Source organism: Arhodomonas aquaeolei DSM 8974, assembly GCF_000374645.1.
In the GTDB taxonomy this organism is placed as follows: domain Bacteria; phylum Pseudomonadota; class Gammaproteobacteria; order Nitrococcales; family Nitrococcaceae; genus Arhodomonas; species Arhodomonas aquaeolei.
Genome location: NZ_KB894844.1, coordinates 1 through 2,154 on the forward strand (window position 1 = coordinate 1; position 2,154 = coordinate 2,154).

Sequence of the window (2,154 nt, forward strand, 5' to 3'; positions counted from 1 at the left end):
CGGGCTCGACCACGGGGCGTGAGCGCGGCATTGTGATGGGTGTCCACGGGCTCTCCTTCGCTGGTCTGCTTGGTCGGCAAACTCAGCGTCCATCGCAGTGACCCCGTGGACAACCTCCTGAGACTTCACAGCTAGTGGGCGAAACAGCATGCCTACAGCGCATCGATGATGGCCGTGATCGTGCTATAGATCGCGATGACAGCCACAACGCTGCCGAACACGAAGCAGATCACCGGCCAGGTACCCTCGATGAAGGTGAACGCCCCGTTGTCCCGCCAGTCCTTGCGGTAAGGATCGTCATCGTCGATGACACACTCCGCCTCGATATCCGCCGGCCAGCGTGGCGGCCGGCTGGTATACATCGCGATTAGTCGCCCCCAGGTGATGACCGCAAGAAGCGGTGAGAGAACGAGCTGAAATAGCGGCCACGCCGCGATGATGCCGAAGGCGCGCACGATCCCGAAGCGCACTCCCTCCCGGCGTTCCCCGATAGGCATGCACAGGTCGGTGTGTTCGTAGTTCTGCCTGACACCCTCCGGCTCTTCCATGTAACGGCGGATATACTCCCACAGGCCCGGCAGGAGCTCTATCGCCCCGGAAACCGGATAGCCCAGGGTGAACGTGTCACGAACCGTTCGTCCGTCCGCATCGAGGATATGGGCACGAATATCATGGAATTTACCCATCACGTATATGTAGCTCTCACCTACGGTGAGAAAGAGATCGTCCCAAGGTACCCTTATGATCGTTCCATCAGGCCGAAAAGCATAGACCATGCGATTCTTTCGGTTCAGACGGATAGGATAATGAGTTTTCCGATGAGCCTCCAACAATAAATACCTTATGGAAACCCAGAAAAGGAAACCAAAAACCGAACACCCCAAAGCGGCAATAACCCATGCACCCAACTCATTACGAACGACAGGAAGAGCAACACAAACAGCAACCCCTAAAAAGGAAGGAACCCCTCCCAAAATTCCGTAAATAACGGCAGTTCCTTTATCGGCGTACCACCGATCCACCAGTTCCATATAGGTACTATTGAGCCTGATCACCGCAAGGTTATCATCGACCTTGACAGCGTCTCTTCCCGGCCGCTTTGGGTCAAGCTGCAGCCGCTTCTCATCGCCGTTCAGAAGACGGTTAATATTGTATTTAACCCCCCCCCAAACCTGTATAATTCATATTAATCACCTCTTGGATCTGCGCCTCTAAATCCGTCACTTCCCTTTTCTGCGTAGAAAAGCGCCACTGCGAAAGCAATAACCGTAGTTCAGAGCAGCCGCGAGCCCCCTAAGGAACCTTACGAATTACCGGTAACTCCCGTCCGGCTGATGTTGGAGACCGCGGTAACTCGGGAAGTAAATGTGATGCTCCGCCTGCCATTGAAGGGACAAGCGGATTGCCTTGTTGATCTGCTCCTCCGTCATTCCCTTTGAGACACGTTGTTTGCCTTCAACACCCGCTGTCCCGGTGAGATCATAGTATTTGTAGGCAATCACCAGATTCCTATCCGTCCCGATACCCTTCTCATAACACTCTGCCAGTCGACCGAAGCCAATCGTTTCATGCCCATACTTGGCTTCTGAAGCAACTTTAACCCAATAGAATATCTGAGCCTCGTCTCGCTTAACATCGTCATCCATAAGATAAATCGAAGAAACGGAATACGCAGCTTTCTTGTCTCCTGCCCTACCGGCCTTTTTTAGCCAAAACAACGCCTTCTCTAAATCCTTATCGAAAACATCACTCAACCCGCCTCCTCTGCCCCAATAAGCCCAACCCAACTCTCTTTGCGCACGGACATGGCCACCTTTTGCCGATGCGACAAGCAACTCCACGGCCTTTTCATTATTTTTCTCCACGCCGTATCCACCGTAGTACATGAGACCAAGCGTCAACGCCGCATCCGCAGCCCCTTTCTCCCATGCCTTCTTCAGAAAAGCCGCCGATCTTTCATTATCCCTCTCTATACCGCATCGCCTTTCCCCGTTGAGAGTGACGATCCCCGTTAGATACTGGGATCTGGCACTATCATCCGTCGCCCAGGAGTCGATCGTGTCACAGGATGCCCCGCCTATAACCTCATTGAGGGTGTCATCCGTCGGATCGTCAAACAAAACCTCGGCCTGAGCCGGCAGGCAGACAAATAGC

The 2,154-nt window shown here is 53.6% G+C and carries 2 protein-coding genes; both read right to left on the reverse strand.

What is annotated here, in order from left to right:
• Window positions 1-152 precede the first annotated feature (152 nt).
• Window positions 153-1,031, reverse strand: a complete 879-nt coding sequence (locus C516_RS21295) for a DUF6708 domain-containing protein (protein WP_156831309.1) — start codon at window positions 1,029-1,031, stop codon at window positions 153-155.
• 279 nt (window positions 1,032-1,310) lie between these two features.
• On the reverse strand, window positions 1,311-2,154 hold an 844-nt coding region (locus C516_RS20940; RefSeq protein WP_084594278.1), incomplete at its 5' end, for a tetratricopeptide repeat protein.